The sequence below is a fragment of the Streptococcus sp. GMD3S genome (assembly GCF_000298695.2).
Taxonomy (GTDB): Bacteria; Bacillota; Bacilli; order Lactobacillales; family Streptococcaceae; genus Streptococcus.
The window spans coordinates 1-26,420 of record NZ_AJRC02000001.1; the positions used below are offsets into that span (position 1 = coordinate 1).

Below are 26,420 nucleotides of genomic sequence, written 5' to 3' on the forward strand. Positions count from 1 at the left end.
CTGGTTACCTCAAAGTAACGGACATCACTTTCCAAGTCAAACATGACGGCACAGTGGAAGTGACAAATGTTGGTGAGAAAGACTCTAAGGGTGAAGAAAACAAAGTCGTTACCAACGGCTCAACTGTAACTGTAACCGACAAAGACGATGAACTTCCACGTAAGATTACCTTCAGCAAGGTAAATCTTGCAGGTGAAGAAATCGCGGGCGCAAAAATCCAAATTTTCCGTGGAGAAAAAGTTGCAGGTAGTCCTGTGGCTGAATGGACTTCAAAAGCAAATCAATCACATGTACTTGATTTGACTCCGGGAGTATATACTTTCCATGAAGAGGCCGCTCCAACTGGATACTTAGCAGTAACAGATATTACATTCCAAGTTAACTACGACGGAACTGTAACAGTGGTAAATGCTAGTGGAAATCAGGTTGAGTTTAAGGATGGTAAGTTAGTAGTAACGGACCAAACTGAACCAGAAAATCCTAACCTACCAAACACTGGAAGTGAATCTGGACAAGTTGCATTAGCAGCAGGTTTAGCTCTTCTAGCTTTAGGTGCAGGTCTTGTAGCAACTAAACGAAGAAAAGAAGACTAATCTCATTTAGTAGCCAATAAGTACAGTAAAGAAAGATCAGGGATAACCCCCTGGTCTTTTTTCTATGATTCAGAATAATGAAATATGCTAAATTAAACTATTTATCAGTATGGTGTATGACTATTGCTAGATTTCTTCTGAGTTTTACTTATATAAAATAGTTTGGATAATTATTAAGGTGTATCAAACTTATAAATAAATGGAATGTTTTGTGCATTGTTCCTTTCTGTTTGTTTAAAAGAGAAGTTGTTCGTATGTGTATACTAAACTTAAAGAAACTTCAGTCTGATGAAAGAATTAGTTTTTATGGCAGTAATTTTACACTGTGTCAATATTTTCAAAAGGCAATAACCTCATAATATTACAAAAAAAGTTAATTTTGTTTTATAATGAAACTAAAGGAGGTTTCTATATTAAAAATAGAACAAATATGATAAATATTGCACTTATATATAGTTATGATATATGTTAATATGATGTAACTTATTCAATAACCCTCATGGATTTCAACGAATTCGAAAGGAGATGAGTGTTGAGGTTTTATAATCATAGTTTGTCGTTTTAATGTTTTCGGTAATTTAGAAAGGAAGATTATGAAGAACAAGAAATTTTGGTTACCCATCCTAACTTCTCTGGCCTGTTTGCTAGGGATGATCTTTGCTCCAAATTCAGTTCAAGCAAAGGAACTGAAGAACGTTATCAGTAATATTGGAATTTGGGAGGTTGATAATGGTAAGTTTATAAAACCAGATGCGAATGGTGTTTATACACTTTCTCCTGAACATCATAACTACTCAAATTATAAATTCACTGTTGATTACGATTTGAGTGCCTATGATGGTAAATTAGAGGACGGTGATACCTTTACCTTTACTGTTCCGAGCCCTTTAACTGTTAGAAATGAAACTTTTGATTTAAAAGATAAGGAAACAGATCTCGTTATCGGGGAAACTCAAATTGTATCAAACGGGGATAATAATGGTGGTAAGGCAACTATTACATTAAAAAATCTGAAAACCTATCTTGAGAAAAAAGGTGGCTATCAAGTCCAAAACGTTAAAGGAAATTTCTTTGTTGGTTTTAGTTCTAAAAATGAATTAAGCAATGAAACGCTCCGTTTTGATAAAACGGAAACCATAAATGAAATCACCCATCAAATCAAGGTTAAAAAAGGTGGTACGGCTGATTATTCTGAAGGAATCGGTCGAGCTAATTTCAATAAATATCATGGTTTGATTTACAAAGAGGATTGGACATCAAAGGCTCTAAATAAGAGTGGAAAATACTTACACAGCTGGTATGTTCGTGTTAATCCGAAACAAGCAGCCTATAATAAAATTGAAATTCATGACTGGGTAGATCCAAATGCTTCACCAATGCAGATGATTCCTGAAACATTTAGCGTCACAGCAGGTTGGTATGATCAGTATTATTATCTGAAAGATGAAGTGGTTTTAGAAGCTGGTAAGGATTACCAAGTAAAATGGAATGATTCTTACACAGAATTTACCTTAACAATTAACAATGCATCTTCAATTCTTGCGAAGAACGGGAAACCAGCAGCATTTCGAATTAATTATAAAACAAGTGCTCCAGCTGATGGCACGCAAGTCCAAAACAATGCTGAAATGAAGGGTGATGACCAGATTCTAACATATGACGACTATAGTAATAAGACAGTCGTTAAGCAAATCGGAAACTCAGTCGTTGCTTCTGGCGGTACAATTCAGTTAGAAACAGGTTACCGTATCATTCTTTACAAGGTGGACGAGCTGACTCATGACCGTCTAAAAGGAGCAAAATTCAAGATTACTCCTCCAGCAGGAGCTACGGCTAAAGAGGAAATTGTAACGACAAATGATGACGGAATTGCTGAGTCATCTATTTACTCAGAGAGTGATATCAAGAAAGGGAACTTTACGGTAACCGAGATTGAGGCTCCTGAGGGATATGAGTTGAATCCTACTCCATTTGAGATGACTGTTGGACAAGATGGAGCTATCAAAACAGTTACAAATAAACGTAGCAAAGCTAAAGTTAAGATTAAGGCTAATAAAAAACTTACGGGTCGTGAGTTGAAGGCTGAAGAGTTTGAATTCACTTTAACAGACCAAGATGGTAAGGTGAAAGAAACTGTGAAGAATGACAAAGACGGAAACATTGCTTTCTCAGAATTGGAATTCGACAAAGCAGGGACTTATACCTTTAAAATTGCTGAAAAAGCTGGCAGTGATACAAGCATCAAGTACGACACTAAAACTATCACGGCTACAGTTACTGTAGTAGATAAGGGCAAAGGTGCACTTGAAGCAACTGTTTCTTACGATGATGAAAAAGCTTTTGAGAATACTTACACTCCAGCAAAAACGGAAGTTCCTGTGAAGAAAGTATGGAAGGACGAGAACAACCAAGACGGTAAACGTCCAACTTCTGTCACAGTTAAATTGCTTGCGGATGGTCAAGATACTGGTAAGACACTTGAGCTCAATGCCGCAAACGGTTGGACTGGAAGCTTCACAAACCTTGATGCTGATAAAGGCGGAACACCTATTCAGTACACTGTAGTAGAAGTAACTGTTGCTGGTTATACTTCTGAAATTACTGGTGATGCTGCATCAGGATTCACCATCACAAATAGCTATTCACCAGAAACAGTTGATGTAAAAGCAACTAAGAACTGGGATGACGCTAATAACCAAGACGGCAAACGTCCGACTAAGATTACAATCAATCTTTTAGCAGACGGTGAGAAAGTAGCATCGAAAGAGGTTCAAGCAGCCGCAGACGGAACTTGGACTGCTACATTCGAAAAATTAGCAAAATATAAAGCTGGTAAAGAAATTAAATACACTGTAACAGAAGAAGCCGTAGCAGAATACGAAGCGACTATTACAGACTTTACCATCACAAACAAATATGCTCCTAAAGAAATTGACTACAAGGTAACAAAAGTATGGAACGATGCGAACAACCAAGACGGCAAGCGTCCTGAGTCCGTAACGGTTCAACTTTATAAAAAAGTAGGAAATGCTGATCCAGTAGCCGTTGAAGGTAAGAAATTGACCTTAACAGCTAAGGAAAAGACTGATGATAACACTTGGGTAGCATCCTTCACCAATCTTCCACAATACGAAGCTGGAAAAGAAATCACCTATTCTATCAAGGAAGTGGATGTACCAGCTGGTTACGAAGCCTCTGTGACTGGTCAAGTAGTGACAAACACCTATAACCCAGAAACAATTGTTCTTTCAGGAACTAAGGTGTGGAAAGATAACAACAACCAAGACGGTAAACGTACAACATCTGTGAAAGTTCAAATTCTTAACGGCGACAAGGTTGTTCAAGAAATTGAAGTTTCAGAAAAAACTGGCTGGAAGTTCGAATCTAAAAAACTTCCTAAGTATGAGAATGGTAAGGAAATCAAGTACACTGTCAAAGAAACTGCTATGACAGAATACAAAGCAACCATCACTACAGACAAGGATGGCAAGTACACCATTACCAACGAACATACTCCAGAAAAAATTGCTGTAAGTGGACAAAAGACCTGGATTGATAATAACGACCAAGATCATATCCGTCCAGCATCTGTCACTGTCGCTCTTCTTGCCAATGGTAAAGAAACTGGCAAGACAGCAATCGCAACAGCTGAAACAGGTTGGAAGTATGAATTCACTGAACTGGATCGTTACCAAAATGGTAAAGCAATCGAGTACACAGTCAAAGAAGTTGGTGTTCCTACAGGTTACACAGCTACTGAAACTGGTATGAATGTGACCAACACCCACACACCAGAGAAAACATCTGTAAAAGGTAAGAAGATTTGGAAAGATGAAGATAACAAAGACGGTATCCGTCCATCTTCTGTCACTGTGAAACTTCTTGCAGATGGTAAGGAAACTGGTCAGACAGCTACAGTGTCAGAAACAAGTGGCTGGACTTATGAGTTTACAGGTCTTGATCGTTATCAAGAAGGTAAGGAGATTGCCTACACTGTTGAAGAAGTGAATGTTCCAGATGGTTATACAGCTTCAGTAGAAGGTTACAACATTACAAATACGCACACTCCTGAAAAAACAACACCTGGCAAACCAAATGAACCAGGTAAGCCTAAAAAAGGTGGGGAATTGCCTAATACAGGAAGCGAGTCTAACCAAGTGGATCTAGTAGCTGGAATCGCCCTTCTTGGATTGGGAACAGGATTTTTGGCAAGACGCAAAAAAGAAGATTAAGTTTTTTAAACGGTATCTTTCACGAAATTTTGCAAGACAGTTTAAAAGTGGAAACAAGTGTCAATGGAAATTGGCACTTGTTTTTTTTGTAACTGACCCTGGTTCTACTACCAGATACAAGTGGATAGTTGCCACTTACTAAAAAGCTATTGTTTTTGCGATGAATTCCACTATAATAGGTGACAAATAAAAAAGGAGATGTTGCATATGATTGAAACAAGATTACAAGATAAATTGAAGTCAGGTTTAGAGGTAGAAAATTTTCAAAAAGATGGCGGTATCTATCTGTCCCTTAATCCAGATTATCTATCTGGAGATAATGCTAAATACATGATCATGTATAACCGTATGGCTCGCTGGTACGATATGAGTGAGAAATGGATAGGACCACTTCTCCATGGCAAGGCAATTGATAAGTTGAGAAGGGATCTGATGGAGGAAATAGAATGGAAAGATAATTTATCTGTTCTTTATGTCTCTATCGGGACTGGTCAAGACCTCCGTTATATTCCTGAGACAATTGACCTGAAAAGTTTAGACTTTGTAGGGGTAGATATTTCTATCAGTATGCTAAAAAAATGCCAGAGATCTTGCGCTAAAAAGACCAATTTGCAACTTTTCCATGCTTGCGCGGAGGATCTACCCTTTGCGGATAATAGTTTTGACATTGTCTACCATATTGGCGGAATCAATTTTTTCAATGATAAGGCCAAGGCTATGCAGGAAATGCTACGAGTGGCGAAGCCAGGAACCAAAATTTTAATCGCAGATGAGACGGCTGACTATGTGGATCAGCAATATAAGAAAAATCATTTTAGTAAGGATTATTTTAAAGACGCTACTGTTGATTTGAGTGAAATTGAGAATGCTGTTCCAAGCGAAGTTAAGGAAAAGGAAATGAAATTTCTTTGGGATGGCAAATTCTACGCCTTGACATTTAGGAAATAAAAAAAGTATCTTGGTAGAGCTTAGAAAACAAGTTATGAAGATAAAAATATTCCCTTAGACAGCTGTCTGAGGGAATGTTTTTTATGGGAGCATCATCAATTCGACAATCATAGCTATGTAGATGATTAAGGTAAGGAGAAAACCGGCTCTCCAGAAGAATTTGATGAATTTAGGGTAATAAAAACTTCGTTTTTTGACAAGGAAAAAGATTACAAGGAGGATTGCTAGGAGAGAAAGTGCGACACCAAGTCGCGGTAGAAAGTTGTGGGTAAAGGCTTTAGCAGTAATCAGATAGTACTCAAATACCAAAAGTGGAAAAGCTAGATCCGCGAAATTAAATCCTATTTTTCTGAGTCCGAAAAGCTTGGTGACAATAAAGCAAACCACCAAGGTTAATATCAATAATAAAATAGATGCTATTTTCATTAAAATCATACCCATATTGTATCATAAAAAAACGCTAAAGGAAATGAGAAACAAGGGAATTTGTAGGAAAGTCAGGCTTTTGAGATTGTAGGTGTTTTTTGTTATAATGAAAGTTATGAAATCTTATAATACCTTGAATGATTATTATCGAAAACTTTTTGGAGAAAAGACTTTCAAAGTTCCTATTGATGCGGGATTTGACTGTCCAAATCGTGATGGAACTGTAGCTCATGGTGGTTGTACTTTTTGTACGGTTTCAGGTTCTGGAGATGCCATCGTGGCACCGGATGCCCCTATCCGTGAGCAATTTTATAAGGAAATTGACTTTATGCACCGCAAATGGCCAGATGTTCAGAAGTACTTGGTTTATTTTCAAAATTTTACCAACACCCATGAAAAGGTGGAAGTGATTCGGGAGCGATATGAGCAGGCTATCAATGAGCCAGGTGTAGTAGGGATTAATATCGGAACACGACCAGACTGTTTACCCGATGAAACCATCGAATATTTGGCTGAGTTATCGGAACGTATGCATGTGACTGTAGAATTGGGCTTGCAGACTACTTTTGAAGCAACCTCTGACTTGATTAACCGGGCTCATTCCTATGAATTGTACGTGGAAACGGTCAAGCGTTTGAGAAAGTATCCCAAGATTGAGATTGTTTCCCATCTGATTAATGGTTTGCCCGGTGAGACTCATGAGATGATGGTCGAAAATGTCCGTCGCTGTGTTACGGATAATGATATTCAAGGTATTAAGCTGCACTTGCTTCACCTCATGACCAATACACGGATGCAGCGAGATTACCACGAAGGACGTTTGCAACTGATGAGTCAGGACGAGTATGTCAAGGTCATTTGTGACCAGTTGGAAATCATTCCCAAGCATATCGTCATCCATCGAATTACAGGAGATGCACCGAGAGATATGCTGATTGGCCCTATGTGGAGCCTCAATAAATGGGAAGTGCTAAATGCTATTGAAACTGAGATGCGCCGTCGTGGAAGTGTGCAAGGATGCAAGGCTGTAAAACAGGAGTTTAAAAATGAAAAGACCACTTGAGATGGCACATGATTTTTTGGCTGAGGTTGTGACAAAAGAGGATATTGTTGTGGATGCGACCATGGGTAATGGGCATGATACCCTTTTTCTAGCCAAGCTAGCCAAGCAAGTCTATGCCTTTGATATCCAGGAGCAGGCTTTGGAGAAAACCCAAGAGCGTTTGGATCAGGCAGGTATGACAAATGCCCAGTTAATCTTGCAAGGTCATGAGACACTAGACCAGTTTGTGACAGAAGCTAAGGCAGGGATTTTTAATCTGGGTTATCTGCCTTCTGCTGACAAATCCGTCATCACCCAACCTCAGACTACTATTGAAGCCTTAGAAAAGCTGTGTTACTTGCTTATCAAGGGGGGACGGATTGCTATCATGATCTACTATGGTCATGAAGGAGGAGATACTGAGAGGGATGCTGTATTGGATTTTGTTAGCCAGTTGAACCAACAAGAGTATACAGCTGCCATTTATCGGACTCTCAACCAAGTTAACAATCCACCGTTTTTAGTTATGATTGAAAAATTAGAAAGGTATAGACATGGATAAACAATACCTTCGTGAGAAGCTTGAGGCAATGCGCCAAAATTTTGTCGAGTCAACGCATCACGAGCGAGCAGTCGGGGTGCTCGACGAAGCACATATGAGCAAGAAAATGCTTAAAATCAAGAAAAAATTAGTGGCTCTTGAAATGGAACGATGCCAGAAAAAAATTGAGCACAAAGACTGTTCTAAGATTGATCAGAAAATCCAAGAGCAAAAGGAGATTTTTGAATCTTGTTGTAAAAAAGATTAAGGAGGAATTGTGTGGAATTACTCATTTACTTGATTCTATTTTTATTTGTCTTAATCATTTCAACCACGACTAATAAACTTCTCCCTTTTTTGCCCCTTCCTCTTGTACAAATTCTTTTGGGGATTGGGATTGGCTTATTTGTTCCTGATGCGGACTTTCATCTCAATACAGAGCTGTTTCTGGCCATGGTTATTGGTCCCTTACTTTTCCGGGAGGCAGAAGAAGCGGATATTACGTCCATTTTGAAGCACTGGCGGATTGTCGTTTTTCTGATTTTTCCTGTGATTTTTATCTCGACTTTAAGCTTGGGGGGCATGGCTCACTTCCTTTGGATTACCCTTCCTTTGGCGGCCTGTTTAGCAGTTGGAGCGGCACTTGGGCCAACAGATTTGGTTGCCTTCGCATCTCTTTCTGAACGTTTTCGTTTTCCTAAACGGGTTTCTAATATTCTAAAAGGGGAAGGGCTCTTAAATGACGCTTCTGGTTTGGTTGCCTTTCAGATGGCTCTGGCTGCTTGGACAACAGGAACGTTTTCTCTAAGCCAAGCTGGAACTTCCCTAGCACTTTCTATCCTTGGTGGTTTTGTAGTCGGTTTTGTGACGGCTATGGTCAATCGTTTCTTGCATAGTTTTTTGCTGAGTGTACGAGCGATAGATATAGCCAGTGAACTATTGCTAGAGCTAAGTTTGCCACTCATGACCTTTTTCATCGCAGAAGAGTTTCATGTTTCAGGGATTATCGCAGTAGTGGTTGCAGGTATTTTGAAGGCCAGTCGCTTTAAGAAAATTACGCTCCTTGAGGCTCAGGTAGACACCGTGACGGAGACCGTCTGGCACACCGTGACCTTTATGCTAAATGGATCAGTCTTTGTTCTCTTGGGAATGGAGTTAGAGTTGATAGCAGAACCGATTTTGTCTAATTCTCTCTACAATCCCCTTCTTTTACTGATTTCAGTTGTCGTTCTGACCTTCTTGCTTTTTGCGATCCGCTTTGTCATGATTGCTGGTTTTTACTTTGTGAGGACGCGTCGACTTAAGAAAAAAATTCATAAGTACATGAAAGATATGCTTCTTTTGACCTTCTCTGGTGTCAAAGGGACAGTATCTATCGCGACCATTCTCCTCATACCAAGTCATTTGGAGCAGGAATATCCTCTGTTACTCTTCCTTGTAGCAGGCGTTACACTGTTGAGCTTTTTAACAGGTTTACTGGTTCTCCCTCACTTATCTGAAGAACAAGAGGAAAGCAAGGATCATTTGATGCATATTGCGATTTTGAATGATGTGGCTGCAGAATTAGAAAAAGAGCTAGACCATCACAAGAACAAACTTCCTCTTTATGCAGCTATTGATAATTATCATGGTCGGATTGAAAACCTTATCCTTAGTCTGGAAAATAAGAGAGTCCAAGAGGACTGGGAGTCCCTCAAACTTCTTATCTTGAGTATTGAGAGTGACGGTTTGGAGCAAGCCTACGAAGAAAATAGAATCAGCGAGCGTGGCTATCGAGTTTACCAACGTTACCTAAAAAACATGGAGCAGAGTATCAATCGGAATTTCGCTTCTAGAGTGACTTATTACTTCCTAGTTTCTTTACGGATACTGCGCTTTCTACTCCATGAAATGTTTACCTTTGGCAAAACTTTCCGTAGTTGGATGAATGAAGAATCTCGTAAACTACTAGCAGTTGACTATGATCAGATTTCAGAGTTGTATTTGGAAAATACAGAGCTGATTATCGAGAGTTTGGAAAACCTCAAGGGGGTTTACAAGAGTTCTCTGATTAGTTTTATGCAAGAATCTCGTCTACGCGAGACGGCCATTATCGGAAGTGGTGCCTTTGTTGAGCGGGTTATCAATCGCATCAAACCAAACAATATCGATGAAATGCTACGAGGTTACTATCTCGAACGTAAGGCAATCTTTGAATACGAAGAAGCTAAACTGATAACAGCCAAGTATGCCAAAAAACTACGACAAAATGTGAATAATTTAGAAAATTATTCTCTGAAAGAAGCAGCAAATACTTTACCTTATGATATGCTAGATTTAATCAGAAGAACTTAGATGATGAAGAAAATGACGGAGGATGGAACATGAAAAAGTGGTGGAAAGAGCTGATGGACAGGCCCTTATTGAAAGCTTTTTTGCATTATTATCAAGCATCTGATAGTGAGTTGACCAGTGTTGCGGTTGCCTACTATTGGTTGATTTCAATCTTTCCTTTGCTAATGATAATGGTCAATATTTTGCCTTATTTTCAGATTCCAGTCTCAAATTTCTTACTGACGATCAAGGAATTCTTGCCTGATACGGTGTATGATGTGGTTGCCAAGATTGTCCGAGAAGTTCTGACTCAACCATCAACTGGTTTGCTGAGTTTTGCCGTTTTATCTGCACTCTGGACCTTTTCGAAATCAATGGATTTCCTCCAAAAAGCCTTTAACAAAGCCTATGGGGTGACCAAGAGTCGAGGCATTATCTCCCATCAGTTGATGAGTCTACTTGTTAGTTTTGGCTTGCAGATCCTTTTTGCCTTTGCCTTATTTTTGAGTATGTTTGGTCGTATGTTGCTCAACCTCCTCAAAACTTACTGGCAATCAGACAGTCCGCTATTTTCCTACCTGCAAGATTTTACAGGCCCTCTGGTCTATGCCTTGATCTTTGCCATTCTGGTTATGATTTATTACTTCCTTCCAAAAGTAAAAGCACCACGAATCCGCTATGTTTTACCAGGAAGTGTCTTTGTCTTGCTAACTCTTATCTTTTTATTGAATATCTTTTCTGTCTACGTCAATAGTTATGTCAATCATCTGGTTGACGTTCGATTTTTCAGTTCCATTATCGTGGTAGTCATGATGTTCTGGTTTATTCTTATTGCAAAGATTTTGATTATCGGAGCAGTTATCAATGCCAGTGTTCAGAGTTTGAAAGATCCAGAGTTTAGTATGGAATAATTAGAAAAATCCCTATTAGGTTTCCTAATAGGGATTTTCTTAATAGATAAACATGGCATCTCCAAAACTGAAGAAGCGGTAGTGTTCTTGGATGGCATGGTGATAGGCATCTAGGACTAAGTCACGACCTGCAAAGGCAGAAACTAGCATAACAAGTGTTGACTTGGGTAGGTGGAAGTTGGTTGAAAAAGCATCTACAACCTTCCAGTCATAGCCTGGTTTGATAAAGATATTGGTCCAGCCAGAATCAGCCTGGATTTGCCCATTAAACTTGGAACCGATGGTTTCCAGTGTGCGAATCGAAGTGGTTCCGACAGCGATGACACGACCTCCATTTTCCTTAACAGAACGAAGGGTGGCAGCTGCTTCATCAGAAAGTTGGTAGAACTCTGAGTGCATTTCATGTTCGTCCAGATTGTCAACAGAGACAGGTCTAAAGGTTCCGAGTCCGACGTGAAGAGTGAGATAGACCAGATGAACACCTTTGGCTTGGATTTCTGCTAGCAGTTCTTTGGTGAAGTGCAATCCAGCAGTCGGTGCTGCAGCAGAGCCACTCTCTTTAGCGTAGACCGTTTGATAACGTTCACGGTCATCCAATTTTTCATGGATATAAGGTGGCAGTGGCATTTCACCCAGACTTTCCAAGACTTCTAGGAAAATTCCTTGGTATTCAAAGCGGACAATGCGGCCCCCGTGGGTCAATTCTTCCGTAACGACAGCGCTGAGGCGACCATCTCCAAAGCTGACGCGAGTACCGACCTTGAGGCGTTTGGCTGGTTTAGCGAGGACTTCCCACTCATCACCACTAGTATTTTTGAGCAGGAGAAGCTCCACATGACCTCCGGTCTCCTCTTTTTGACCATAGAGGCGGGCAGGGAGAACGCGAGTGTCGTTCATGACAAGGGCATCACCAGGTTCCAGCATGTCGATAATGGAGTGGAAGTGTTTATCCTGCATTTCTCCCGTTTCACGATTAACGATAAGGAGTTTAGACGCATCACGTTTTTCAAGTGGTGTTTGGGCAATCAATTCCTCAGGTAAGTGGAAATCAAAATCAGCTGTATTCATTTTTTTCATCATTCTTTCTAAGTTCTAATCCTATCCATTATAACATGTTTCAAGTTTAGACGCTCTTTTTTTAGAAATTAAATCGTTTTCACTTGACAAAAATTGGTCTATACCATATAATGAATATAGAAACATGGAGGATATAAAATGAAAGTTATAAAAGTTGAGAATCAAGTCGAGGGTGGAAAAGTAGCTTTTGAGATTTTGAAGGAAAAATTGGCCAATGGTGCTCAAACATTAGGACTTGCGACAGGAAGCAGTCCACTTGAATTTTACAAGGAAATCGTTGAGAGTGACCTTGATTTTTCAAATCTAACCAGTGTGAACCTTGATGAGTATGTAGGGCTTGATGGGGACAATCCACAATCTTATCGTTACTTCATGCAGGAAAACTTGTTCAACCAAAAACCATTTAAAGAAAGCTTCTTGCCTCGTGGGGTTAAGGACAATGCTGAAGAAGAAGTAGAACGCTATAATCAAATTTTGGCTGACCATCCTGTTGATTTACAAATCTTGGGAATTGGTCGCAATGGACATATCGGCTTTAACGAGCCTGGTACTCCATTTGACAGTCAAACGCATCTAGTAGAACTTGACCAGTCTACTATCGAAGCCAATGCTCGCTTCTTTGACAAGATTGAAGACGTTCCAACCCAAGCTATCTCAATGGGGATTAAAAACATCTTGGATGCCAAGTCAATTATTCTCTTTGCTTACGGTGAATCAAAAGCAGAAGCTATTGCCGGAACAGTGTCTGGACCAGTGACTGAGAGTCTACCAGCAAGTAGTCTACAAAACCACCCTGACGTGACGATTATCGCAGATGCAGAAGCGCTAAGCTTACTTGAAAAATAAATTCAGAATCACTTGCTCATTGGAGTGAGTGTTTTTAGACATATAAAACTGCAACATGACGTTAGGAGGATAACATGAATAAAGAAGAATTTCTAAAAGTAAAAGAAGCATATAAGAGCGCTAGAACGGAAGAGAGAAAAAAAATAATAAAATTCATTACAAAGAAGAAAGATAAGGAAGGGAATTCTCTTTTTACTAAGTCAAAAGATAAACCATATAACACAAGAAATCAATATTCAGGAGGTATGGGGAATAAAAAGTACACCTCGGGTAGTAGATTATCTAGACCATATGATTTATCAAATCATATGTGGATTGATTTGTCTTATAAAGGAAATGATATATTAATCTCTTTACAGTCTTTTGATATTGATCCAAATAAAAATAAAAATAAAACTAATAATCTTCATGTCTTATATGATCGGATAGGTATTATGTTTGAAAAAGACGGCAACATTTTGTTGCCAGATAATAAATCTGAGGTCAGTGATGCCTTTCTTAAAATGGAAACAACAAACTGGGAACTACCTTTATCTGAAGCAGAGATGGAGGAGATGGTGGACTATATTATTAGTCATTATGAAAAATAAAAAACTTAGTTTTCTCTTGACATTTATTCATTTTGCGTGTAAAATAGAATAGATCTTGAACTTGAAGGGAGTGAAAAAAATGTCTAAAACAGTAGTACGTAAGAATGAATCTCTTGACGATGCACTTCGTCGTTTTAAACGTGCGGTTACTAAAGCTGGTACTCTTCAAGAAACACGCAAACGTGAATTCTATGAAAAACCTTCTGTAAAACGTAAACGTAAATCAGAAGCAGCTCGTAAACGTAAAAAATTCTAATTTGAAATGAAAGGCTAGAGAAATCTAGTCTTTTTATTTTTAAATAAATACTGTAAATCCTGCAAAAAAAGGAAACTTCCACCTACAATCTGATATAATAGTAGGGAGAACTCGATTGAAGGAGGAAATTATGTCGGTTTTAGTAAGAGATGTCATTGAAAAACTCAGACTAGATATTGTCTATGGTGAAGGCGAATTACTTGAAAAAGAAATCAATACTGCAGACATTATGAGACCTGGTCTTGAAATGACGGGCTATTTTGATTACTATACACCAGAACGGATTCAGCTTTTAGGGATGAAGGAGTGGTCCTATTTAGTTGCCATGCCTGCCCAGAACCGTTATCAAGTTTTGAAGAAAATGTTTCTACCTGAAACACCTGCGGTTATCGTGGCTCGTGGTCTGGTAGTGCCAGAGGAAATGTTGAGGGCTGCTAGAGAATGCAAGATTGCGATTTTAACCAGTCGAACAGCAACCAGTCGTTTATCTGGAGAACTTTCTAGCTACCTTGATTCCCGTTTGGCTAAACGTACCAGTGTGCATGGTGTCTTGATGGATATCTATGGCATGGGTGTCTTGATCCAAGGGGATAGTGGTATCGGTAAGAGCGAGACAGGTCTTGAGCTTGTGAAGCGTGGACACCGTCTAGTAGCAGACGATCGTGTAGATATTTATTCTAAGGATGAGATGACTCTTTGGGGCGAACCTGCTGAAATCTTGAAGCATTTACTTGAGATTCGTGGCGTTGGGATTATCGATATCATGAGTCTCTATGGTGCAAGTGCTGTAAAAGATTCTTCACAAGTTCAGTTAGCGGTTTATCTAGAAAATTACGATACGCATAAGACCTTTGACCGTCTAGGAAACAATGCTGAAGAACTAGAAGTTTCTGGTGTAACGATTCCACGTATCCGCATTCCAGTAAAAACAGGACGAAATATCTCCGTTGTTATTGAGGCGGCTGCCATGAACTACCGTGCCAAAGAAATGGGCTTTGATGCGACACGTTTATTTGAAGAACGCTTGACAAATCTAATCGCTCAAAATGAGGTGAAACATGATTAATCCAGTCGCATTTGAAATTGGTCCCTTTGCTATTCGTTGGTATGCTTTGTGTATTGTAGCTGGTTTGGTTCTGGCAGTCTATCTTGCTATGAAAGAAGCTCCTAAAAAGAAAATTCTGTCAGATGATATTTTAGATTTTATCCTGATTGCTTTTCCGGTAGCTATTTTAGGTGCTAGACTATACTACGTACTCTTTCGCTTAGATTATTATCTGCAAAATCCAGGTGAAATCATCGCCATCTGGAATGGTGGTTTGGCCATTTACGGAGGTTTGATAGCGGGCGCTATTGTTCTTTATATCTTTGCAGATAGAAAGCTGATTAATACTTGGGATTTCTTAGATATTGCAGCACCGAGCGTCATGGTTGCCCAGAGTTTAGGGCGTTGGGGAAACTTCTTTAACCAAGAAGCCTACGGTGCAGCAGTAGATAGTTTGGATTATTTGCCAGGCTTTATCCGTGACCAGATGTACATTGAGGGGAGCTATCGTCAACCAACCTTCTTATATGAGTCGGTTTGGAATCTGATCGGTTTTGCTTTGATCTTGATTTTTAGACGAAAATTAAAGGGAATCAGACGTGGTCATATCACTGCTTTCTACTTGATTTGGTATGGCTTTGGACGTATGATCATCGAAGGTATGCGGACAGACAGCCTCATGTTCTTTGGCCTGCGAGTTTCCCAATGGTTATCAGTTGTCCTTATCGGACTCGGTATTTTTATCATACTTTATCAAAATCGAAAGAAAGCCCCTTTCTATCATAATGAGGAGGAAAAATAAATGTTAGAAGTTGCATATATTCTTGTTGCGATTGCTTTGATTGTCTGTTTAGTCTATTTGACAATTACGATTCAAAAAGCAGGTCGTATGATTGATGAGACAGAGAAAACCATCAAAACGTTGAGCTCAGATGTGAACGTTACCTTGCATCAGACCAATGAATTGTTGGCTAAGGTCAATGTGTTAGCAGACGATATCAATATCAAAGTTGCGACGATCGACCCACTCTTTACGGCGGTGGCGGACTTATCTGAGTCAGTATCTGACCTCAATAGTCAAGCGCGTGTCTTGAGCAAGAAAGCTTCATCAGCTGGTTCAAAGACCATTAAAACAGGTGCAGGCTTGTCCGCTCTTCGTGTCGCAAGTAAATTTTTCAAAAAATAAAAAAGGAGAAATCTTATGGGAAAACTATCCTCTATCCTTTTAGGAACTGTTTCAGGTGTAGCTCTTGCTTTGTTTTTGACGAGTGACAAGGGTAAGCAAGTTTGTAGTCAAGCTCAGGATTTTCTAGATGATTTGAGAGAAGATCCAGAATATGCTAGAGAGCAAGTCTGTGAGAAATTGACAGAAGTGAAGGAACAGGCAACGGATTTTGTGCTGAAAACAAAGGAACAAGTAGAATCTGGTGAAATCACTTTTGATAGTGTCCTTGACCAAGCTAAAAGCTGTGCTCGACAAGCGACAGAAGCGTCAAAGGAAACCTTTAACAATCTCAAGGAGCAGTGGCAAGAACAGTCAACAACTCCAGATATCGTAGAAGACGAAGAAGAGATTATTATTGATATTACAGAAGAATAAAACATCACCATCTCTGGTTCTGGAGATGGTGATTTTTATCTGGAAACCAGTCTTTGTGGTATAATAAATACTATGCAGAAAAAACCAACGTCAGCCTATGTGCATATTCCCTTTTGCACACAGATTTGTTATTATTGTGACTTTTCAAAAGTTTTTATTAAAAATCAACCAGTAGATAGTTACTTGAAGCATCTACTAGAGGAGTTTCGTTCTTATGATATCCAAAAGTTGCGAACTCTCTACATTGGAGGTGGGACGCCAACAGCTTTGTCAGCTCCGCAATTAGAAGTGCTACTGGATGGTTTGACTAAAAATCTAGACTTGTCAGCCTTAGAAGAGTTGACCATTGAGGCCAATCCAGGCGATTTGGACGCAGATAAGATTGCAGTTTTGAAACAGTCGCCAGTCAATCGTGTTTCACTAGGCGTGCAAACCTTTGATAACAAAATGCTGAAAAAGATTGGGCGCAGTCATTTGGAGAAGGATATTTATGAAAATATCGACCGCCTCAAACTGGCTGGCTTTGACAATATCTCCATCGATCTAATCTACGCTCTACCTGGTCAAACTATGGCTCAGGTCAAGGACAATGTAGCTAAGGCTATCTCGCTTGATATTCCTCATATGAGCCTTTATAGCTTGATTTTGGAAAACCATACGGTCTTTATGAACCGCATGCGACGTGGGAAATTGCCCCTGCCCAAGGAGGAACTGGAAGCGGAGATGTTTGAGTACATCATCGCAGAACTGGAGCGAGCTGGTTTTGAGCATTATGAGATTTCGAATTTCTCCAAGCCTGGCTTTGAAAGTCGCCACAATCTCATGTACTGGGATAATGCCGAGTATTATGGTATCGGTGCGGGTGCTTCAGGTTATGTGGACGGAATTCGTTATAAAAACCACGGTCCTATCCGCCACTATCTCAATGCAGTAGAGACAGGAGATGCTCGGATAACAGAAGAACACCTGACTCAAAAGGAGCAGATGGAAGAAGAAATGTTCCTAGGCCTCCGGAAAAAATCTGGGGTTTCTATGGCGCGATTTGAGGAGAAATTCGGACGATCCTTTGATGGACTTTATGGCGAAATCATCAGAGACTTGGTTCAACAAGGACTTATGCAGATCGACGGTGATCGTGTCCGAATGACAAAGAGGGGTCTCTTCTTGGGAGACACTGTAGCAGAACGATTTATTTTGGAGTAGAACAATGGGCTTAACTTATCAAATGAAAATGAAAATTCCTTTTGATATGGCGGACATGAACGGTCATATTAAACTTCCAGATGTGATTTTGCTGTCCTTGCAAGTATCAGGTATGCAATCGATTGAGCTGGGAGTTAGCGACAAGGATGTGTTAGAACGCTACAATCTGGTCTGGATTATTACAGACTATGCGATTGACGTGGTACGCTTGCCTCGCTTTGCTGAGGAGATTACGATTGAAACAGAAGCGTTGACTTACAATCGTCTTTTTTGCTACCGCCGTTTCACTATCTATGATGAAGCAGGTCAAGAAATCATTCGCATGGTAGCAACCTTTGTTCTTATGGACAGAGACAGTCGTAAAGTCCATGCTGTCGAACCGGAGATTGTTGCTCCTTATCAGTCTGAGTTTGATAAAAAACTGATCCGTGGGCCAAAGTATGCAAATCTAGAAAACCCGTTCAGTAAAGACTACCATGTTCGTTTTTACGACTTGGATATGAATGGTCATGTTAATAACAGTAAATACTTGGATTGGATTTTTGAGGTTATGGGAGCAGATTTTTTGACCAAGTATATTCCAAAGAAAATCAATCTCAGATATGTCAAAGAAGTGCGACCAGGTGGAATGATTGCTTCAGCTTATGAACTCAAGGGACTAGAAAGCAAGCATGAGATTATCAGTGATGGGGAGATCAATGCTCAAGCTATGATTACGTGGCAAGAAATTGAAGGCAATTAGAAAGGACGATATGGCTTATAAAGGTTATTTAATTGATTTAGACGGAACCATTTACAAGGGGAAAGACCGAATTCCCGCGGGTGAGGCTTTTGTCCATGAGTTACAAAAAAGAGAAATTCCCTACCTCTTTGTGACCAATAATACAACTCGTACTCCTGAGAGTGTTCAAGAGATGTTGGCTCAGAATTTTAACATTAATACACCTCTATCAACTGTCTACACAGCGACTTTGGCAACCATCGACTATATGAACGACTTGGGACTGGAAAAGACAGTCTATGTCATTGGTGAAGCAGGGCTCAAGGATGCTATCCAGGCGGCAGGTTATGCGGAAGACAAGGAAAATCCTGCCTATGTGGTAGTTGGACTGGACTGGCAAGTCGACTATGAAAAATTTGCGACGGCGACTCTAGCCATTCAAAAGGGGGCTCACTTTATCGGAACCAATCCTGACCTCAATATCCCGACGGAACGTGGTCTCTTGCCTGGTGCTGGTTCACTAATTACACTTCTTGAAGTCGCTACACGGGTAAAACCAGTTTATATCGGAAAACCAAATGCTATCATTATGGATAAGGCAGTTGAGCACTTAGGCTTGAAAAGAGAAGAGTTGCTCATGGTTGGGGATAACTACCTGACAGATATCCGAGCAGGAATTGACAATGGCATTCCAACTCTCTTGGTGACGACAGGTTTTACCAAGGCAGAAGAAGTAGCAGATCTGCCAATCGCACCAACTCATGTAGTTTCTAGCCTTGCGGAGTGGAATTTTGATGAAAACTAAACTGACCTTTTGGGGAAGTATGCTCTTTTTCCTCTCCCTTTCTATCCTACTGACCATTTATCTGGCATGGATTTTCTATCCTTTGGAAATTGAGTGGCTGAACTTAGCGAATCGAGTCTATCTAAAGCCCGAAACCATTCAGTACAATTTTCATATCTTAATGAATTACCTGACCAATCCCTTTAGTCAGGTCTTAGAGATGCCAGATTTTCGTTCATCAGCTGCAGGTTTACACCATTTTGCGGTGGTGAAAAATCTCTTCCACTTGGTTCAGCTAGTCACTTTGGTGACACTTCCAAGTTTCTATTTCTTTGTTAGAAAGATTGTGAAAAAAGGATTTCTACCTCTATATCGTAAAAGTATTCTGACTTTAGTGCTATTGCCTCTAGTCATTGGCCTTGTAGGAGTGTTAATTGGTTTTGAGCAATTCTTTACTCTTTTCCATCAGATTCTCTTTGTGGGAGATGATACCTGGCTTTTTGATCCAGCAAAGGATCCCGTTATTTGGATTTTGCCAGAGACTTTCTTTCTCCATGCCTTTTTACTTTTCTTTGCTTTGTATGAAGGAATGTTTGGTTTCCTTCTTGCTAAAGCTTCAAGGAAATAGTGGAAAAAATTCTGTATTTTTAATAAAAAACGAGAGAAGTTGCTCGACTCCCTATTTATTGTTAGGTTATCCTAAAGATAAACTTGCAAAGCAGGAGATTTTTGCAGAAAACAGTCTATTTTCTATGAAAAAATAGGCTTTTTTTCTAAAAATACCTAGTCAAGCGCTTTATTTTTTTGTATAATAGAAATAGCAAGTATAGATAAAAGAAGAGAAAAGCATGATTACACTATTTTTATCACCGAGTTGTACATCATGTCGTAAGGCAAAGGCTTGGTTAGAGACGCATAAAGTGCCCTTTCAAGAGCATAATATTATGACTAGTCCTTTAACAAGAAAAGAATTACAACATATTCTTTCCTTGACCGAAAATGGTACTGATGACATCATTTCAACTCGTTCAAAAATTTTTCAAAAATTGGATATTGATGTAGAGAGTATCTCAGTATCGGAGTTGCTTCAGTTGATTGAGCAATATCCTAGTCTTTTGCGTCGCCCAATTATTATAGATACAAAACGCATGCAGATCGGTTTTAATGAAGATGAGATTCGTGCTTTTCTCCCTCGTAGTTACCGTAAACAAGAATTGAAAGAAGCAACATTGAGAGCTGGTATAGGATAGATGAACAAACAGTATAGTTACCCACTAGATTTGTCGTGGAGCACTGAAGAACTTGCTTCAGTGCTTTCTTTTTTTAATGATGTTGAAGCTGCCTATGAAGACAAGGTAGAAGCTAAAAAACTGCTAGATTCCTACAAGAAATTTAAGTCTGTGGTTCCGAGCAAAAGCGAAGAAAAACGCTTAGGTCGCGAATTTGAGACAGCGAGCGGTTATTCCTTCTATCATGCAGTTCAATTAGCAAAAGAAAAAAGAGAAGGGAAGATTTCTCTTGGAAACTAAATTTGAATTTGCCAAACAGATTGTGCAGGAAGCTGCAGATTACATTTTGGCCCACATGCAAGAAGATTTGCAGGTCGAGCGAAAATCTTCACCTACCGACTTGGTGACGCGTTTGGATAAGGAAGTTCAGGATCTCTTGGTTGGTAGAATTTTAGCATCTTATCCAGAAGACTTGATTTGCGCGGAAGAGGGCTGTTTGCGTACGGCAGTCGGCCAGGGGAATGTTTGGGTGATTGATCCCATTGATGGTACCAATAACTTTGTCGCCCAGAAGGAAGATTTTGCCGTGATGTTGGCCTACTTTGAGAATGGGGTTGGGAAATTCGGTATCATTTATGATGTCATGAAAGGGGATTGTTACCATGGTGGTGGTGCCTTTCCTCCTTTTCGCAATAATGAGCCCTTACCGCCTTTTAAAAAGAAACCTCTTCAAGAATTTTTAGTTGCCGGTAACTCAGGTATGTTTGAAAGCAATGAGTGGGGCTTGGCGGATTTGGGTCGAGCAGCGTTGGGAGTCCGTGTCTATGGCAGTGCGGCTATTAGTTTTGCCAAGGTTTTATGTGGTCGTCTTCTGACTTATATTACCAACCTGCAACCATGGGATTACGCTGCGGCCAGTATCTTAGGGGAAAGTCTGGGTTATCGCCTTCTTACGGTATCGGGTGAGCCCGCTGATTTTAAAACGCGTCAGCCTGTCATGATGGTGCCAATCGAGATGCAAGAAGAGATTCAGTCTTATATCTACGAAAGGAAAGAAAACTAAATGCAATTTCCAGAAGGATTTGTTGAAAAATATGAAGCGATACTAGAAGATGAGGCAAGAGACTTTCTTGCCTCTTTTAAACAAGAAGCGGTTTCGGCTTTTCGGGTCAATCCCTTAAAAGAAAGTCAGTTATCGTTTGCTGATGCTATTCCCAATACACCTTGGGGGTATTATGGCAAGGTCTCAGGGAAGTCACCAGAGCACGCGACAGGTCTCGTTTATTCTCAAGAGCCTGCAGCCCAAATGGTGGCTCAGGTAGCTCAACCAAGTCCTGGTATGAAGGTCTTGGACTTGGCGGCGGCTCCAGGTGGAAAATCCACTCAACTAGCAGCTTATCTGGCTAATCAGGGAGTCCTTGTCTCCAACGAAATTTCAAGCAAGCGTGCTAAGATTTTAGTGGAAAATATGGAGCGATTTGGAGCGACAAACGTTGTTGTGACTAATGAATCTGCTGACCGATTGGCCAAGGTTTTTAAAGGTTACTTTGATGTGATTGTCCTTGATGCACCTTGCTCGGGTGAAGGGATGTTTCGTAAGCAGCCCGATGCCATGGATTATTGGAGTACCGATTATCCTAGCCAATGTGCTAGTCTTCAAAGAGAAATTTTAGAAGATGCAGTGACCATGCTTGCAGAAGGTGGCCGTTTGGTCTATTCTACCTGTACTTGGGCACCTGAAGAAAATGAAGAAATCGTCCACTGGTTACTGGATACTTATGATTTTGAACTGCTTCCAGTCGAGCATGTGAACGGTATGGTAGCAGGAATTAACCTTCCTGAAACGGCGCGGATGTATCCTCATCATTTCAAGGGAGAAGGCCAGTTTGTTGCCCACCTGCAGTTTAAGGGACAAAATCCCGCACCTAAATTCAAAGCTAGCAAAAGCAATCTCAGTCGGGAACAGCAGAACTTGTGGCATGATTTTGTTCAAAAATACTTGCGAGTCAATCTAACTGGTATCTTGCAAACTTTTGGAGACCAGCTCTATCTCTTGCCAGAGATGCTACCTAATCTAGGGAAACTCAAAATTGCCCGAAATGGGCTCCATCTGGGTACTTTTAAGAAGAAACGCTTCGAACCAAGCTTTGCTCTCGGATTAGCCTTGAAACCAAGCCAAGTAAAACAAAGTGTCGAAATCAATGATAAGGACTTTGTAAAATATGTGGCTGGTGAGACTGTTCAATTGTCTGAAGCTCGACCAAATGGTTGGTACCAAGTTCTGGTTCAAGGAAACGGATTAGGCTTTGCCAAGGTAACGGGAAATGTTTTGAAAAATTATTATCCAAAAGGACTCAGATTCAGGTGAAAAAGCTAGTCAAAGAGCCTATTCTATGTTATAGTGGAAGTATGAGTTTTTTCTGATAGTCTTTCATTATTACTTATATTATACGATGGAATTGTCCGCTCCTAAGAATGACTAGATAAAATAAAGCGGGACAATCATTGATGATAATTAGATGATCAGGACAAACGGAAGAAATCAGAACATTTATCATTATGTTCAAGGAGAATAACAGTGAAAAAAAGAAAAAAGCTCGTCATGTCTCTTGCAGCTCTTTTGATGGCAGGTTCTCTAGCAGGATGCGCTAGCTGGATTGATCGTGGAGAATCCATGACAGCCGTTGGTTCAACTGCTCTTCAGCCTCTTGTCGAAGCGGCAGCAGATGAATTTGGTTCTAGAAACATCGGAAAAACAGTCAATGTTCAAGGTGGAGGATCGGGTACAGGCCTATCTCAAGTCCAGTCTGGAGCAGTTGACATCGGGAACTCTGACGTCTTTGCAGAGGAAAAAGAAGGAATCGATGCTTCAGCTCTGGTAGACCACAAGGTTGCAGTGGCTGGTCTTGCAGTGATTGTAAACAAGGAAGTGGATGTTGAAAATCTCACAACCGAGCAACTTCGCAAAATCTTTACAGGTGAAGTGACCAACTGGAAAGAAGTTGGGGGCAAAGACCTGGCCATTTCAATCATCAACCGAGCAGCAAGTTCTGGTTCACGAGCGACGTTTGATACGGTGGTTATGAATGGCCAAGCGGCAATGCAGAGTCAAGAACAGGATTCTAACGGGATGGTCAAGTCCATTGTATCCCAAACCCCTGGAGCCATTTCTTACCTGGCTTTTGCCTATGTAGATGACTCCGTGAAAAGCATGAAACTGAATGGGTATGAACCTACATCTGAGAATGTAACGACCAACAACTGGCCTTTGTGGTCTTATGAACATATGTACACACTTGGTCAGCCAAATGAGTTAGCTGCTGAATTCCTGAATTTCGTCCTCTCAGATGAAGCCCAAAATGGAATTGTTAAGGGCATGGGCTATATCTCTATCAATGAAATGAAAGTCCAAAAGGATGCTTCAGGTACCGTTACAGCAGTAGAAGGAGGTCAATAATGAATCAAGAAGAATTATCAAAAAAATTACTCTCTCCTTCAAAGAACTCTCGCCTTGAGAAGTTTGGTAAAGGTTTGACCTTCACTTGCCTTTCTTTGATTGTTATCATTGTGGCCATGATTTTGATTTTTGTAGCCCAAAAAGGCTTATCGACCTTCTTTGTCAATGGGGTCAACATCTTTGATTTCCTTTTTGGACAAACTTGGAATCCTTCAGGGAAACAATTTGGTGCCCTTCCGATGATTTTGGGCTCCTTTATTGTGACGATTTTATCAGCCCTCATCGCAACTCCCTTCGCTATTGGTGCTGCAGTCTTTATGACAGAAGTCTCACCAAAGGGTGCAAAAATTTTGCAACCAGCCATTGAACTCCTCGTCGGTATTCCTTCAGTAGTCTATGGATTTATCGGTTTGCAAGTTGTGGTGCCTTTTGTCCGTGGCGTCTTTGGTGGAACTGGTTTTGGGATCTTGTCAGGGATTTTCGTTCTCTTTGTCATGATCCTACCAACTGTAACCTTTATGACAACAGACAGCTTGCGTGCTGTTCCTCGTCATTACCGTGAAGCTAGTTTAGCTATGGGAGCCACTCGTTGGCAAACCATCTGGCGTGTGACCTTGAAAGCAGCACGTTCAGGTATTTTCACTGCAGTGGTCTTTGGGATGGCGCGTGCCTTCGGTGAAGCCCTTGCTATTCAGATGGTTGTCGGAAACTCAGCAGTTATCCCAACCTCGTTAACAACACCAGCTGCGACCTTGACATCTGTATTGACTATGGGTATAGGAAATACCGTCATGGGAACGGTTGATAATAACGTTCTCTGGTCACTGGCCTTGGTATTGCTCTTGATGAGTTTGGCCTTTAACAGTGTGATTAAATTGATTACGAAAGAAAGAGGAAAGAAAAACTATGCACGCTAAGAAATTAGATAAACTTGCAACAGCTGTCCTCTATACCATCGCGGGTATCATCGTTGCCATCTTGGCATCCTTGATTCTCTATATCTTGGTGAGAGGGTTACCGCATATCTCTTGGTCTTTCTTGACTGGGAAATCCTCCTCTTATCAAGCAGGTGGGGGTATCGGAATTCAGCTCTACAATTCCTTCTTCCTTTTGGTCATTACCTTGATCATTTCTGTTCCGCTATCTATGGGTGCTGGTGTTTTCCTCGCTGAGTATGCCAAAAAAGGACCTGTGACTAATTTTATTCGTACCTGTATTGAGATTTTGTCTTCTCTACCATCAGTCGTTGTGGGTCTCTTTGGTTACTTGATCTTTGTAGTCCAGTTTGAGTATGGATTTTCAATCATTTCAGGTGCCTTGGCCTTGACAGTCTTTAACCTTCCTCAGATGACTCGAAATGTTGAGGACAGTTTAAAACACGTTCACCATACACAACGTGAGGCTGGTCTGGCCCTTGGAATTTCTCGTTGGGAGACTGTGGTCCATGTCGTCATTCCAGAAGCCCTTCCAGGTATCGTAACGGGTGTTGTCTTGGCATCTGGCCGTATCTTTGGTGAGGCCGCCGCTCTTATCTATACGGCAGGACAATCCGCTCCAGCCCTTGACTGGTCTAACTGGAATGTCCTCAGTGTTACCAGCCCTATCTCAATCTTCCGACAAGCAGAAACCCTAGCTGTCCACATCTGGAAGGTCAACAGTGAAGGAACCATTCCTGATGCTACCATTGTATCTGCTGGTTCTGCCGCCGTGCTCCTCATCTTTATCTTGATTTTTAACTTTGGAGCTCGCAAACTCGGAAGCTATTTACACAAGAAATTAACCGCTGCCTAAAGGAGAAGCCATGTCAAAATATAACTGGGATGAAAAGCATATCATCACTTTCCCTGAAGAAAAAGTGGCCCTCTCTACTAAGGATTTACATGTTTACTATGGTAAAAATGAATCCATCAAGGGCATCGATATGCAATTTGAAAAAAATAAAATTACAGCCTTGATTGGTCCTTCTGGATCTGGGAAATCTACCTATCTTCGCAGTCTCAATCGGATGAATGATACCATTGATATTGCCAAGGTCACAGGTCAAATCCTCTACCGAGGGATTGACGTCAACCGTCCAGAAATCAATGTCTATGAGATGCGCAAGCATATCGGAATGGTCTTCCAACGTCCAAATCCATTTGCTAAGTCTATTTACCGCAACATCACTTTTGCTCATGAACGTGCAGGTGTTAAGGACAAGAAAGTACTTGATGAAATTGTAGAAACCTCTCTAAGACAGGCTGCCCTTTGGGATCAGGTCAAAGATGACCTTCACAAATCAGCCTTGATGCTTTCTGGAGGTCAGCAGCAACGTCTCTGTATCGCTCGTGCCATCTCTGTCAAGCCAGATATCCTCTTGATGGATGAACCTGCTTCAGCCTTGGATCCGATTGCGACAGCCCAGCTGGAAGAAACCATGTTGGAATTGAAGAAGGACTTTACCATCATCATCGTTACCCACAGTATGCAACAGGCTGCGCGTGCAAGTGACTACACAGGATTTTTCTACTTGGGTGATTTGATTGAGTACGATAAGACATCCAATATTTTCCAAAATGCTAAGTTACAGTCAACCAATGACTATGTAACGGGACACTTTGGTTAGA

Annotated in this window: 29 protein-coding genes; 27 read left to right on the forward strand and 2 right to left on the reverse strand. The window is 40.5% G+C overall.

Annotation, left to right across the window (positions count from 1 at the left end; genetic code table 11):
* The 3 genes from GMD3S_RS0200005 to GMD3S_RS0200015 all read left to right on the forward strand — a co-directional run.
* Positions 1 to 593, forward strand: a 593-nt coding sequence (locus GMD3S_RS0200005; protein ID WP_000485949.1) for a prealbumin-like fold domain-containing protein, incomplete at its 5' end; no start/stop codon positions are given.
* 593 nt (positions 594 to 1,186) lie between these two features.
* A complete protein-coding gene (locus GMD3S_RS0200010) occupies positions 1,187 to 4,825 on the forward strand; it encodes a Cna B-type domain-containing protein (protein WP_000791206.1) in 3,639 nt (1,212 codons plus the stop codon).
* A 207-nt stretch (positions 4,826 to 5,032) separates the two neighbouring features.
* Positions 5,033 to 5,773, forward strand: a complete 741-nt coding sequence (locus GMD3S_RS0200015; protein ID WP_000573482.1) for a class I SAM-dependent methyltransferase — start codon at positions 5,033 to 5,035, stop codon at positions 5,771 to 5,773.
* 81 nt (positions 5,774 to 5,854) lie between these two features.
* On the opposite strand, the gene GMD3S_RS0200020 is transcribed toward GMD3S_RS0200015, so the two are convergent.
* Positions 5,855 to 6,214 (reverse strand): DUF3397 domain-containing protein, encoded by a 360-nt coding sequence (locus tag GMD3S_RS0200020; protein WP_008281343.1) that lies wholly within the window; start codon positions 6,212 to 6,214, stop codon positions 5,855 to 5,857.
* Between the two features lie 91 nt (positions 6,215 to 6,305).
* Here GMD3S_RS0200020 and GMD3S_RS0200025 point away from each other — a divergent pair, with 91 nt between their 5' ends.
* The 5 genes from GMD3S_RS0200025 to GMD3S_RS0200045 are packed head-to-tail and all read left to right on the forward strand — an operon-like array spanning position 6,306 to position 11,006.
* Positions 6,306 to 7,262 carry a TIGR01212 family radical SAM protein gene (locus GMD3S_RS0200025; RefSeq protein ID WP_000867027.1) on the forward strand — a complete coding sequence of 319 codons (957 nt, stop codon included), beginning with the start codon at positions 6,306 to 6,308 and terminating at the stop codon, positions 7,260 to 7,262.
* A complete protein-coding gene (locus tag GMD3S_RS0200030) occupies positions 7,246 to 7,803 on the forward strand; it encodes a tRNA (mnm(5)s(2)U34)-methyltransferase (RefSeq protein ID WP_000828422.1) in 558 nt (185 codons plus the stop codon). The genes GMD3S_RS0200025 and GMD3S_RS0200030 overlap by 17 nt, the downstream gene beginning before the upstream one ends.
* Positions 7,796 to 8,050, forward strand: a complete 255-nt coding sequence (locus GMD3S_RS0200035; protein ID WP_000361094.1) for a hypothetical protein — start codon at positions 7,796 to 7,798, stop codon at positions 8,048 to 8,050. The genes GMD3S_RS0200030 and GMD3S_RS0200035 overlap by 8 nt, the downstream gene beginning before the upstream one ends.
* A gap of 11 nt (positions 8,051 to 8,061) precedes the next feature.
* Positions 8,062 to 10,116, forward strand: coding sequence for a cation:proton antiporter (locus GMD3S_RS0200040; RefSeq protein ID WP_000421607.1), 2,055 nt, complete (start codon positions 8,062 to 8,064; stop codon positions 10,114 to 10,116).
* Between the two features lie 29 nt (positions 10,117 to 10,145).
* Positions 10,146 to 11,006, forward strand: coding sequence for a YihY/virulence factor BrkB family protein (locus GMD3S_RS0200045; RefSeq protein ID WP_000759516.1), 861 nt, complete (start codon positions 10,146 to 10,148; stop codon positions 11,004 to 11,006).
* A gap of 39 nt (positions 11,007 to 11,045) precedes the next feature.
* On the opposite strand, the gene queA is transcribed toward GMD3S_RS0200045, so the two are convergent.
* Positions 11,046 to 12,074, reverse strand: coding sequence for a tRNA preQ1(34) S-adenosylmethionine ribosyltransferase-isomerase QueA (queA, locus tag GMD3S_RS0200050; protein WP_001090143.1), 1,029 nt, complete (start codon positions 12,072 to 12,074; stop codon positions 11,046 to 11,048).
* A 147-nt stretch (positions 12,075 to 12,221) separates the two neighbouring features.
* Here queA and GMD3S_RS0200055 point away from each other — a divergent pair, with 147 nt between their 5' ends.
* From GMD3S_RS0200055 to pstB, 19 genes are all read left to right on the forward strand, one after another.
* Positions 12,222 to 12,929, forward strand: a complete 708-nt coding sequence (locus GMD3S_RS0200055) for a glucosamine-6-phosphate deaminase (RefSeq protein ID WP_000864609.1) — start codon at positions 12,222 to 12,224, stop codon at positions 12,927 to 12,929.
* Positions 12,930 to 13,003: 74 nt separating this feature from the next.
* Complete coding sequence (locus GMD3S_RS0200060; RefSeq protein WP_001030875.1) at positions 13,004 to 13,519, forward strand: hypothetical protein; 516 nt, start codon at positions 13,004 to 13,006, stop codon at positions 13,517 to 13,519.
* Positions 13,520 to 13,598: 79 nt separating this feature from the next.
* Positions 13,599 to 13,775 carry a 30S ribosomal protein S21 gene (gene rpsU / locus GMD3S_RS0200065; RefSeq protein ID WP_000048054.1) on the forward strand — a complete coding sequence of 59 codons (177 nt, stop codon included), beginning with the start codon at positions 13,599 to 13,601 and terminating at the stop codon, positions 13,773 to 13,775.
* A gap of 130 nt (positions 13,776 to 13,905) precedes the next feature.
* On the forward strand, positions 13,906 to 14,841 hold the full coding sequence (hprK, locus tag GMD3S_RS0200070; RefSeq protein WP_000115190.1) for an HPr(Ser) kinase/phosphatase: 936 nt from the start codon (positions 13,906 to 13,908) through the stop codon (positions 14,839 to 14,841).
* Positions 14,834 to 15,622, forward strand: a complete 789-nt coding sequence (gene lgt / locus GMD3S_RS0200075) for a prolipoprotein diacylglyceryl transferase (RefSeq protein WP_000609711.1) — start codon at positions 14,834 to 14,836, stop codon at positions 15,620 to 15,622. The genes hprK and lgt overlap by 8 nt, the downstream gene beginning before the upstream one ends.
* The gene (locus GMD3S_RS0200080) at positions 15,623 to 16,006 is read left to right on the forward strand and encodes a DUF948 domain-containing protein (RefSeq protein ID WP_000895030.1); all 384 of its coding nucleotides are present in this window, start codon (positions 15,623 to 15,625) and stop codon (positions 16,004 to 16,006) included.
* 15 nt (positions 16,007 to 16,021) lie between these two features.
* On the forward strand, positions 16,022 to 16,420 hold the full coding sequence (locus GMD3S_RS0200085) for a YtxH domain-containing protein (protein ID WP_000517402.1): 399 nt from the start codon (positions 16,022 to 16,024) through the stop codon (positions 16,418 to 16,420).
* Positions 16,421 to 16,492: 72 nt separating this feature from the next.
* On the forward strand, positions 16,493 to 17,623 hold the full coding sequence (hemW, locus tag GMD3S_RS0200090; RefSeq protein WP_001170102.1) for a radical SAM family heme chaperone HemW: 1,131 nt from the start codon (positions 16,493 to 16,495) through the stop codon (positions 17,621 to 17,623).
* A 4-nt stretch (positions 17,624 to 17,627) separates the two neighbouring features.
* Positions 17,628 to 18,365: an acyl-[acyl-carrier-protein] thioesterase gene (locus tag GMD3S_RS0200095; protein ID WP_000524799.1), complete on the forward strand. Its 738-nt coding sequence runs from the start codon at positions 17,628 to 17,630 to the stop codon at positions 18,363 to 18,365.
* A gap of 10 nt (positions 18,366 to 18,375) precedes the next feature.
* The gene (locus GMD3S_RS0200100) at positions 18,376 to 19,149 is read left to right on the forward strand and encodes a TIGR01457 family HAD-type hydrolase (RefSeq protein ID WP_000323533.1); all 774 of its coding nucleotides are present in this window, start codon (positions 18,376 to 18,378) and stop codon (positions 19,147 to 19,149) included.
* A complete protein-coding gene (locus tag GMD3S_RS0200105) occupies positions 19,139 to 19,756 on the forward strand; it encodes a TIGR01906 family membrane protein (protein WP_000850605.1) in 618 nt (205 codons plus the stop codon). The genes GMD3S_RS0200100 and GMD3S_RS0200105 overlap by 11 nt, the downstream gene beginning before the upstream one ends.
* A 220-nt stretch (positions 19,757 to 19,976) precedes the next feature.
* A complete protein-coding gene (locus GMD3S_RS0200110) occupies positions 19,977 to 20,378 on the forward strand; it encodes a Spx/MgsR family RNA polymerase-binding regulatory protein (RefSeq protein WP_000631261.1) in 402 nt (133 codons plus the stop codon).
* The gene (locus GMD3S_RS0200115; RefSeq protein ID WP_001041963.1) at positions 20,379 to 20,657 is read left to right on the forward strand and encodes a UPF0223 family protein; all 279 of its coding nucleotides are present in this window, start codon (positions 20,379 to 20,381) and stop codon (positions 20,655 to 20,657) included. It begins immediately after the preceding gene.
* Positions 20,647 to 21,420, forward strand: coding sequence for an inositol monophosphatase family protein (locus tag GMD3S_RS0200120; protein ID WP_000448243.1), 774 nt, complete (start codon positions 20,647 to 20,649; stop codon positions 21,418 to 21,420). Before GMD3S_RS0200115 ends, GMD3S_RS0200120 begins: the two co-directional genes overlap by 11 nt.
* A complete protein-coding gene (locus GMD3S_RS0200125; protein ID WP_001160238.1) occupies positions 21,421 to 22,725 on the forward strand; it encodes an RsmF rRNA methyltransferase first C-terminal domain-containing protein in 1,305 nt (434 codons plus the stop codon).
* A 210-nt stretch (positions 22,726 to 22,935) separates the two neighbouring features.
* A complete protein-coding gene (locus GMD3S_RS0200130) occupies positions 22,936 to 23,814 on the forward strand; it encodes a phosphate ABC transporter substrate-binding protein PstS (protein ID WP_000746360.1) in 879 nt (292 codons plus the stop codon).
* A complete protein-coding gene (gene pstC / locus GMD3S_RS0200135) occupies positions 23,814 to 24,731 on the forward strand; it encodes a phosphate ABC transporter permease subunit PstC (protein WP_001070948.1) in 918 nt (305 codons plus the stop codon). Before GMD3S_RS0200130 ends, pstC begins: the two co-directional genes overlap by 1 nt.
* Complete coding sequence (gene pstA / locus GMD3S_RS0200140; protein WP_000543051.1) at positions 24,721 to 25,605, forward strand: phosphate ABC transporter permease PstA; 885 nt, start codon at positions 24,721 to 24,723, stop codon at positions 25,603 to 25,605. Before pstC ends, pstA begins: the two co-directional genes overlap by 11 nt.
* Before the next feature lie 10 nt (positions 25,606 to 25,615).
* On the forward strand, positions 25,616 to 26,419 hold the full coding sequence (gene pstB, locus GMD3S_RS0200145; RefSeq protein WP_000049851.1) for a phosphate ABC transporter ATP-binding protein PstB: 804 nt from the start codon (positions 25,616 to 25,618) through the stop codon (positions 26,417 to 26,419).
* The last annotated feature ends 1 nt before the right edge of the window (position 26,420 follow it).

Bases quoted from the DNA above. Each gene is read 5' to 3' on its own strand.
- GMD3S_RS0200010 (WP_000791206.1), top strand. From the start codon at position 1,187: ATGAAGAACAAGAAATTTTGGTTACCCATCCTAACTTCTCTGGCCTGT.
- GMD3S_RS0200015 (WP_000573482.1), top strand. From the start codon at position 5,033: ATGATTGAAACAAGATTACAAGATAAATTGAAGTCAGGTTTAGAGGTA.
- GMD3S_RS0200020 (WP_008281343.1), bottom strand. From the start codon at position 6,214: ATGGGTATGATTTTAATGAAAATAGCATCTATTTTATTATTGATATTA.
- GMD3S_RS0200025 (WP_000867027.1), top strand. From the start codon at position 6,306: ATGAAAGTTATGAAATCTTATAATACCTTGAATGATTATTATCGAAAA.
- GMD3S_RS0200030 (WP_000828422.1), top strand. From the start codon at position 7,246: ATGAAAAGACCACTTGAGATGGCACATGATTTTTTGGCTGAGGTTGTG.
- GMD3S_RS0200035 (WP_000361094.1), top strand. From the start codon at position 7,796: ATGGATAAACAATACCTTCGTGAGAAGCTTGAGGCAATGCGCCAAAAT.
- GMD3S_RS0200045 (WP_000759516.1), top strand. From the start codon at position 10,146: ATGAAAAAGTGGTGGAAAGAGCTGATGGACAGGCCCTTATTGAAAGCT.
- queA (WP_001090143.1), bottom strand. From the start codon at position 12,074: ATGAATACAGCTGATTTTGATTTCCACTTACCTGAGGAATTGATTGCC.
- GMD3S_RS0200055 (WP_000864609.1), top strand. From the start codon at position 12,222: ATGAAAGTTATAAAAGTTGAGAATCAAGTCGAGGGTGGAAAAGTAGCT.
- GMD3S_RS0200060 (WP_001030875.1), top strand. From the start codon at position 13,004: ATGAATAAAGAAGAATTTCTAAAAGTAAAAGAAGCATATAAGAGCGCT.
- rpsU (WP_000048054.1), top strand. From the start codon at position 13,599: ATGTCTAAAACAGTAGTACGTAAGAATGAATCTCTTGACGATGCACTT.
- hprK (WP_000115190.1), top strand. From the start codon at position 13,906: ATGTCGGTTTTAGTAAGAGATGTCATTGAAAAACTCAGACTAGATATT.
- lgt (WP_000609711.1), top strand. From the start codon at position 14,834: ATGATTAATCCAGTCGCATTTGAAATTGGTCCCTTTGCTATTCGTTGG.
- GMD3S_RS0200080 (WP_000895030.1), top strand. From the start codon at position 15,623: ATGTTAGAAGTTGCATATATTCTTGTTGCGATTGCTTTGATTGTCTGT.
- GMD3S_RS0200085 (WP_000517402.1), top strand. From the start codon at position 16,022: ATGGGAAAACTATCCTCTATCCTTTTAGGAACTGTTTCAGGTGTAGCT.
- hemW (WP_001170102.1), top strand. From the start codon at position 16,493: ATGCAGAAAAAACCAACGTCAGCCTATGTGCATATTCCCTTTTGCACA.
- GMD3S_RS0200095 (WP_000524799.1), top strand. From the start codon at position 17,628: ATGGGCTTAACTTATCAAATGAAAATGAAAATTCCTTTTGATATGGCG.
- GMD3S_RS0200100 (WP_000323533.1), top strand. From the start codon at position 18,376: ATGGCTTATAAAGGTTATTTAATTGATTTAGACGGAACCATTTACAAG.
- GMD3S_RS0200105 (WP_000850605.1), top strand. From the start codon at position 19,139: ATGAAAACTAAACTGACCTTTTGGGGAAGTATGCTCTTTTTCCTCTCC.
- GMD3S_RS0200110 (WP_000631261.1), top strand. From the start codon at position 19,977: ATGATTACACTATTTTTATCACCGAGTTGTACATCATGTCGTAAGGCA.
- GMD3S_RS0200115 (WP_001041963.1), top strand. From the start codon at position 20,379: ATGAACAAACAGTATAGTTACCCACTAGATTTGTCGTGGAGCACTGAA.
- GMD3S_RS0200125 (WP_001160238.1), top strand. From the start codon at position 21,421: ATGCAATTTCCAGAAGGATTTGTTGAAAAATATGAAGCGATACTAGAA.
- pstC (WP_001070948.1), top strand. From the start codon at position 23,814: ATGAATCAAGAAGAATTATCAAAAAAATTACTCTCTCCTTCAAAGAAC.
- pstA (WP_000543051.1), top strand. From the start codon at position 24,721: ATGCACGCTAAGAAATTAGATAAACTTGCAACAGCTGTCCTCTATACC.
- pstB (WP_000049851.1), top strand. From the start codon at position 25,616: ATGTCAAAATATAACTGGGATGAAAAGCATATCATCACTTTCCCTGAA.